Annotated in this window: 5 protein-coding genes; 1 reads left to right on the top strand and 4 read right to left on the bottom strand. The window is 65.8% G+C overall.

Going from position 1 to position 8231, the window contains the following annotated elements; genetic code table 11:
• Both AYJ54_RS05835 and AYJ54_RS05830 read right to left on the bottom strand, forming a co-directional pair.
• Positions 1 to 3362: AsmA family protein (locus AYJ54_RS05835; protein WP_063697287.1), on the bottom strand; the 3362-nt coding region annotated here is incomplete at its 3' end.
• Positions 3363 to 3505: 143 nt separating this feature from the next.
• Positions 3506 to 4738 (bottom strand): cytochrome P450, encoded by a 1233-nt coding sequence (locus AYJ54_RS05830; RefSeq protein WP_063697286.1) that lies wholly within the window; start codon positions 4736 to 4738, stop codon positions 3506 to 3508.
• A gap of 128 nt (positions 4739 to 4866) precedes the next feature.
• On the opposite strand from AYJ54_RS05830, the gene AYJ54_RS05825 reads away from it, so the two are divergent.
• Positions 4867 to 5478 (top strand): TetR/AcrR family transcriptional regulator, encoded by a 612-nt coding sequence (locus tag AYJ54_RS05825; protein ID WP_063697284.1) that lies wholly within the window; start codon positions 4867 to 4869, stop codon positions 5476 to 5478.
• Between the two features lie 216 nt (positions 5479 to 5694).
• On the opposite strand, the gene AYJ54_RS05820 is transcribed toward AYJ54_RS05825, so the two are convergent.
• Positions 5695 to 6387, bottom strand: a complete 693-nt coding sequence (locus AYJ54_RS05820) for a hypothetical protein (protein WP_063697282.1) — start codon at positions 6385 to 6387, stop codon at positions 5695 to 5697.
• Positions 6388 to 6862: 475 nt separating this feature from the next.
• A complete protein-coding gene (locus tag AYJ54_RS05815) occupies positions 6863 to 8164 on the bottom strand; it encodes an MFS transporter (RefSeq protein ID WP_063697280.1) in 1302 nt (433 codons plus the stop codon).
• Between the last annotated feature and the right edge of the window lie 67 nt (positions 8165 to 8231).

The following is an 8231-nucleotide window of genomic DNA, read 5'->3' as shown; positions in this document are numbered from 1 at the left end:
ACCAGCGTCGGAAGCGCGGCGGTGGCCGGCGGCGGCTCGCCGCGCTCGATGGCATCCAGCCGCCGCGTCTCGCGATCGATCGTGCGCACCGCGAGCCACGAGGACAGCGGCGCGAGATCGACGGTGCGGTTGAGCTTGTCGGGCGAGCCCGCCGCAAACAGCTGGATCTCCGGCGGCGCGCCGGAGAGCCCGATCATGATCGGCGTCAGGCTGGCGCGGATATCGGCCTGGTCGGCGGGAATGTCGTAGCCGCCCGAGACGATGGCGCGGGCGTTCTTCGCCTCCAACGTCGTCGCGGCGACGCGCAGACGGCCGTCGCGGATCGTGAACGGGATCTGTGCCGCGGCAACCGCGATGGGACCTACCGACAGCGCGGGCTCGACGAGTTGCCTCAGCCGGTTGTCGTCGGTGACCTGGCCGCCGTCGCTGGCGCGGATGGCGATCTCGAAGGCGCGGGGGTCAAGGCCGGTGATCTCGGCCGAATTCAGCGTCACCGTGCCGTTGCCGGCCAGCGCGCCGGTCAATGCCGAGACGCTGCGGCCCTGGCTGGTCAGCGCCATCTGCACCGAGGCGCGGCCCCTGGGCAGCGCGAGGTTGCGATAGCGCAGCGTCGTGGCATCGACATTGGTGAGCTCGATGCGGGCGTTCAGCGCGAGACCGTTGGGACCATTCCTGGCATCGAGGCTTGCGGCCATCTCGCCGCCGCCGACGCCGCCCTTGAGGCCATCAAGCGAGAGCGACTGGCCGTCGTTCCTGATGGTGCCGCTGAACGGGCGCACCTCGATGCCGCCCGGCAAGCTGCCGCGCAACGTCTGGAACGCGATCCGACCACGCCAGTTGCCGAGGAGGCCCACACTCAAAGGCTCGCCGGCGTCACGTCCGGCCGCGCCCAAGGCCACCGCAAGCGCGGGCATGACATCGAGCGTGTCGAGGCCGACCTCGCCATCGACGTTCCTCTCCTGATCCAGCGACATCGTCAGACGGCCGCGCAGGCGCGAGCCCGCCGCGGTGCTGTCGATATCGTCAAAAGTCAGCTTGTTGCCGGCCAGGCTGACGCGCGAGGACAGGCTGACATTCTGCGCTGACCTCTCGGTCGGGCCGATCCCGAACAGCGGGGCCAGATTGGCGTTGCGCACGCGTATATTCACGCTGGCCTTCGGCTCCGGCGCGGACAATTCGAGGCTGCCCTGCGCGTCCGCATCGAGCCCGCCGCCGGTGAGTTTCGCATTGAGTTGCAGGGGCCGCCGCCATGCGCCGCTCAAGCGGCCCTCGAACTGCGAGGCCCCCTCGCCCGCGGCCACCGCGCGATCAAGGCCGAGCAGCGCGAGCAGCGTCGCGGCCTGCGGCGTCGAAACTTTCGAGTCCAGCGTGAAATCGCCGTTGCGCAGCCTGTCGATATCGATGCCAGTGACCGCCGCCGCCGGGGTCTGCGCGACAAGCGTCGCGGTGGCCTTGAGTTGCGGCGCGTCGAGATCGAACGTCGCGCGCGCGTCGCTGCGGTCGGCATGTTCGGCGTTCTTGTCGAGGCTGACGTTGAGCTTCAGGCGCGTGGCGCCCGGCGATGCCTCGATGGCATCGAACCGCGCACGGACCGCTGGTGCGACCGGTTCGATCAGTGCCGCGAGCTCGCGCAGCGAGTTGGCCGACGATGTCAGCGCAAGCCGGCCGGTCGTGTGCGCGCGATCGAAATTGCCGCTCGCCACGGTGGTCACGCCGCTCGCCTGGCCGAACCGGAGCTGCTCCAGCGTCAGCGCGGTCGGGCCGTAGCCTAGCTTCGCCGCGAACGGCCGCAGCTCCTGGCCGGCCGAAATCGCACGGCCGACATCGAGCGAAAGCTTGGCTTCCTCCGGCCATTCGCCCTGCGGCCCGGCCATCGCGCGCACGAAGGCAGATGCCGCGTCGAGATCGAGCCGGTCGGCCTTGAGCTCCGCATCGATCCGCGAACCCTTGTTCGCACCGGTCTGGGCGAAGGCGATGCGGCCCTCGACGGCGCCGCCTTCGATCTCGGCCTTCAGCTTCTCGATCGCGAGATGGTTGGCGGCGATCGTCACGTCGCCGGAAAGACGCAGCGGCCTGGTGCTGCGGCGGTTGACGTCGCTGCGGCCCTGGAGCCAGGCCACCAGCACGTCAGGATCGGAGGATTCGACGCTGAGCCGGCCGCTGAAACTGTCGGAGCCCGGCGCGGCGCCGTTCAGCGAGAGCTGCGTCATGCCGGGCGCGCGCAGGTCGAGCCGCTGGAAAGTCCAGGACTTGCCGTCGGTCTGCAGCTCGGCCGTGATGTTCTGGAGGGGACGTCCGCCCAGCATGATCTGCTCGGAGTTGAACTCGATCTGCGCCGGGATCGGCGCCTGCGGGATCGCCGCGAGGCCCGCGCGCAGGGCCGGCAGGATGCGCAGCGGGTCGGAATCGTCCTTGCCGGTCAGCTTGTCGGCATCGACCTGGCGCGCCGAAAGCACCGCGCGCAGCAGTGGCGCCGCACCGAATTTGATATCGCCGACGCCGCCGATCTTCAGCGCGGTATCCTCGGCGCCGAAGCTCGCATCGATCTGATCGAATTTCGCGCCGGCCGGATCGGCCTTGAGCTTGGCGGTGAGCTTCCAGGGCGTCGGCCCCGCCTCGCCCGGCTTCTTGACCGCCGGCACCGCCAGCGTCAGCGCACCGTCGAACTTCGGCAGCCGGTTCTCGAAGGCGAGCACGCCTTCGAGATCGGCCAGGATGGCGCGCTCGCCGGGATCGATGCTGAGATGGAGACGGGTGGCAGTGCCGTCGGCGCTCGGGCCGGAAGAGACGCGGAACGGATAGCGCGTGCGCCCGACGGTGAAATTGCCGTCGCCGCGCACCGAACCCGCCAGCGAGCGCACATCGCCGGAGAATGCGATGTCGTTAAGCTCCAGCGTCGAGCGGCTGGCGGCATCATGCAGCGCGATGCGGCCCGTGAGATTCAGCCGCTCGATCGCGAGCGAGGCGAGGTTGAAGGTGCCGCTCGCAGTGGAAGGCAGGTCGACCCGGCCCCTGGCATCGAGGCCGAGATCGGCCGCCATGCCGTTGACCGTGAGCTCGGTGGCGCGCCATTCGCCGCGCATCAGGGAGCCCAGGCTGAATTCGACATCGAGCTTGTCGGCGCGCAGGCGGCCGAGATCGTTGTTGCCGCCGAAGGTGACGGAGCGCAAGCGGAGGGTCGGCGCCGGCAACAGCCGCGCGTCCAGCTCGCCCGCCACGCGCACCGGCACGCCGATGATCCGGGTCGCCTCCGCCTCGAACTGGGGCCGGAACTGGTTCCAGTCGATGAAGTAAGGCCCGATCAGCGCGGCCAGAAGCGCAATGATGAAGGCAATCGCTAATCCGAGCAGCGTCGTCTGCACGGGTCTCCCCTCGGGCTAAACCGGCGCCCGGGGCCAAACCCAGGCCATAAGGGCTTCAGGCGCGCCGGAACTGCCCCTTATATAGGGGCAAGTGTGGCGAAGTCACAGCGGCTGTTGCGCGCGGAGGTTAACGCTGAAAGCCCTCACCAGCTCGCCGGCAGCCGCTTCAGGCCGCGCAGCACGAAGGTGGGCCGCCATTCCGGGTTCTCGACCTCGTCGATCCGCAAGTCCGGCAGCCGCCGCAGCAGCGTGGCGATGGCGATCTCGGCCTCGATGCGCGCCAATTGGGCGCCCAGGCAGAAATGGATGCCGCCGCCGAACGACAGCGGCTTGACGTTCGGCCGGGTGATGTCGAGCCGATCGGGCCTGTCAGGATAGACCGCGGGATCGTGGTTGGCCGAACCGAGCAGGCACAGCACGGTCTCGCCCTTGGGAATCCGCACGCCGCCGAGGTCGTCGATGTCCTCCAGCGTGACGCGCCCGGTCATTTGCACCGACGAATCGTAGCGCAAAAATTCCTCGATCGCGTTGGTGATCAGCTCAGGTTTTGCCTTCAGCAGCGCGAGCTGATCCGGATTGCGATGCAGCGCCAGGAGGCCGTTGCCGATCAGATTGACGGTGGTCTCGTGACCGGCGCCGAACAGCAGGATGATGTTGGCGGTCAACTCCTCATTGGTGAGCTTGTGGCCGTCCTCCTCGGCCTGCACGAGCTGGGTCGTGAGGTCATCGCCGGGATTGCGGCGGCGCAGCTCGAACAATTGCTGGAAATACATCTGCGCCATCAGGTTGCCGGCGTTGCCCTGCTTGATCTCCTCCGGCGAGAGCGGCACGGGATCGAGCAGCCGCCCGCCGTCGCGCGAGCTCTTGTAGAACACCTCGCGATGGTCCTCGGGGATGCCGAGCATGTCACAGATGATGGTGACCGGCAGACGGAAGGCAAAATCCTCGATCAGGTCCATGTGGCCGCGATCGATAACCGCATCGATGGCCTGATCGACGATCTCCTGGATGCGCGGCCGCATGTCCTCGACGCGGCGGGCGGTGAAGGCCTTCACCACCAGGCCGCGCAGGCGGGTGTGGTCGGGCGGATCCGCCTGCAGCATCCAGTGACTCATGCTGCGGAAGACCGGCTCCTCCATGATCTTCTCGCCGTAGCGGCGCTTGGTGCGCTCGACATAGTCCTTGCCGAAGCGCTTGTCGCGCATCACGAGGCTCACCTCGGCATGGCGGCTGGTGACGAACGAGCCGTACGGCGACAGGTGGACCGGATCGGTCGTGCGCAGCCGCGCGTAATGCGGATAGGGATCGCGGATGAAGTCCGGCGACAGCGGATTGAACAGCGGTCCGCTGCCTGCGGGTTGCACAGGCTCGTTCATGGTGCCCTCAAATCGGTTGCCGCATGAAACGAATACACCGGTCGCCCCCGATGCCCGGCGTAACCATCCCTGAATATTCAACTCGATACATTGTTGTATTGAGTTGCATTCTCGCCTAAACTGGGCCGATGTCAAGGGTGAGAACGCGGCCGACCAGGGACGACACGCGCGACAAGCTGTTCGAGGCGGCCGCGCGCGTGTTCGAGCAGGAAGGCATCGGCGGCGCCAGCATAGAGGCGATCGCGGTCGCGGCCGGCTTCACCCGCGGCGCCTTCTATTCCAACTTCAACAGCAAGGACGAACTGATCATCGCCATGCTCGAGGACCACGTCGAGCAGTCGATCCGGCGCAATCTCGACATCCTCGCGGAGCACACCGATCTCGACGACTTCATCGCCGCGCTGAAGGCGATGGACCGCACCCGGCAGGATCCGCTCGGCCGTTCGCCGCTCCTGCACATGGAGATGATCCTCTATGTCGCGCGCGCCGAGAAGCGCCGCCCCGAGCTCGCCAAGCGCCTGCGCGCGCGGCGCAAGCTGATCGCCGACATCGTCGAGGCGACATTGAAGAGCAACGGCAGGAACGACACGCTGAACCCGCCGTGGATGGCCTCCATCGTGCTGGCGCTGGAGGACGGTTTTCGCCTGCACCGGCTGATCGATCCGGAGACCACGCCGGCCGACAGCTTTTTGCGCGCGATCACGGATCTCAGGCGCAGGACGGGATTGTCGTCGGACTAGGGTGCGTCTTCATAAACTCGTCAAGCCAGCTTTATCCTCGAAAGCAGACGTTCAAGCGGCGGGGGCATATGTCGGCCTCGACCCACGAGCAGACCCGATTGGCTAACATTCGATGTTGTAGGCGGACCTCAGTGGCAACCGTCGCAACAAAACAACCACCCTTCGGGTGCCCGAAGGATGGTTGCACCGAGCCAGGCATATGATGCGTCGCTGATATCAGATCCGATCGTTGATGAGGATGCCGGAAAGCGAAGAGTCGTTTGCATTCGTCGTGTCGCTTGATCTCGTCGCGCTGTAGGTCGAATCCGCGAGCGAGCTTTTCAGCGACTGAAGAAATTGTTCAAGCAGGTCCGTCGCCGAACTGCCGCTTGACGAACTATCCGTGCTGTTGACCGAAGAAGATCCGCCTGCATTCGTCGTGTCGCCTGCTCCCGTCGTGCTGGAAGAGGTCGAATCCGTGAGCGAGCTATTCAGCGACTGAAGGTATTGTTGAAACAGGTCCACCAGCGAATTGCCGCTTGACGAACCATCCGTGCCGTTGGCCGGAGAAGACCCGTCGGATGGCGGCGGTCCACCTGCTCCGCCCGGTCCATGGGAGAACGCTGCCTTGAAAATACCTTGCAGCTCGGTGCCCTGCTGGTCGGTTAGCTTGCCGGCCGAAACTTCCTGCCGGATAAGATCATCGATCTTTGACCTGAAAGCGTCGGGCGATGGTCTGCTACCGCTGGATTGATCGCTCGCGCTGCTCGATTGCAAGGCGGAGTCGATATCGCTGAGCGCGGACGACAGCACCGACTGATCGGACGAATTGATCGCGCCGGAACTGACTTCCGCCTGCAGTTCATCTTGTAGTCGCTGCAACGGCGATGAGTGGTGGTGGTGGGAGGAGAGCGCCGAAATCGAGGTCATGGTGGCTTCCCGTGCTTTTGGTGGACTCGAGGTGACGTTGCCTCAAGTTTCATCCAGTCCTGAGTTCGCCCTGGCAGTTGAGTTGGATTTGCCCGGTTGGGCGGTGGTAGCGACGGGAGCTGGCGCCGAGCCGTCGGCATAGCGCGGCCCCGGTTACTGGACATTGCCGGGAAGCAACGAGAAACATTCAGAAACAAAAATCGGGCAAGCCGACTTCACCTACCGCAGGAAGACGTGCTCAACCGAGCCGCCTGCTCGAGTGCAGCCAACAGGACTTCCGGAGTTTCGTTCGCAGGGCAATTGCGAGCGGACATCGTTCGCCCCAGGAGCATCGTACAAATACGACAAGGGCGAGCAGCCTAGCGCTCCGGTGGTGTCCAAGAAGTTTGTTCACTCCGGCAGTGTCGCACCAAGGCGAGACGTGCTTAACATTGCGCGAAGGACTGACGCGGAATTGGGCTGAAATTTTCCGGGATCATTCCGCACCGGTTCCAGGCTGGAGCTTGTGCAGCCGGCCGGCCACGGCTCGCACCTTGCGCGGCGCAGCCTGCCAGATCGCAAACGCCGACAATCCGCTCACGACGATCGCGATGGCGAAGGCCAGCGTATAGTCGCCGGCGCGATCATAGAGGAAGCCGGTCAGCCACGGGCCGGCCGCGCCGCCCGCGAGTGCCGCCAGCATGATCGTGCCGAAGATGCTGCCCTGGTGCCTGCCCTGGAAGATCTCGAACACAACCGCACCCATGATCGAGGTGAGGCCATAGCCGAGCGCGCCTTGCGTGAACACCATCACGTAGACGAGCCACAACGAGGGCTGGAACTTCAGCGCCATCAACGCCACGAAGCAGATCGCAAAACCGGCACAGCTAGCCGCCCATATCCATTCCCGCCCGACCCGATCAGAGAGATGGCCGAGCAGGATCTGGCCGGGAATGCCGAGCAGGCTGACGACGCCGAGCGCCCATACCGCGACGTTCGCACTGAAGCCGATGTCGAGCAGGAATTTGGTCTGGTGCACCTGCACCGCGTACCAAATGTACAGGCCGCAGAAATAGCCGAGCGCGATCCACCAGAAGCGTGCGGTCGCGAGCGCACGCTTGAGCGTCCAGTCGGTGCCGGCCCAGGCGGCATCGACGATGTTGGAGACGCGCTTTGCGGCGCCCGCTGCGGGCGCAGCATCGCCGTCCGGTTGAAGGCCGATGTCGTCGGGCCGCTTGTGCAGGAACAGGTTGATCGGCGCCAGCACGATCAGGATGAGCAGGCCCATCGCGGTGCAGGCGGTGCGCCATCCGGTCTGCTCGATCAGATGCTGCACCCATGGCAGCAGCGTCACCGAGCCGATGCCGACGCCGGCAAAGGCGATGCCGATGGCAAAGCCGCGCTTGCGGGTGAACCAGTTCGGCAGGAACAGCGATTGGCCGGAATAGCCGAGGCAGACGCTGCCGGCGCCGACCATGACGCCGATGGTCACATAGAGATGCCAGGGCTCGCTGGTGAGCGGCGCGAGCAGCATCCCGCCGCCCATCAGGGCGACGCCAAGCTCCATCACCGCGCGCGGACCGGCGCGATCCATCAGGCGGCCGATCAGCGGGCTGACCACGCCGGAGACCACGAAGCCGAAGGAGAAGGCGCCCGCCGTGACGCCGCGTTCCCAGCCGAATTCCTCGATGATCGGCGGAAAGAACAGCGAGAAGGCGGTGCGCGCGTTGACGCCGATCGCCATGGTGACGAAGGTCACCGCGACCAAGATCCAGCCGTAGAAGAACGGTAGCCGCATGTTGTGTTTATTTCATCCCTAGACGGCCTTTCCGACCATCTGGGGATGCCAGGGTCAAGCGCTTTTC

The sequence above is a fragment of the Bradyrhizobium centrolobii genome (assembly GCF_001641635.1).
Lineage (GTDB): Bacteria > Pseudomonadota > Alphaproteobacteria > Rhizobiales > Xanthobacteraceae > Bradyrhizobium > Bradyrhizobium centrolobii.
The sequence above is the reverse complement of the archived record's forward strand: the minus strand, read 5'-3'. Positions and strand labels throughout refer to the sequence as shown.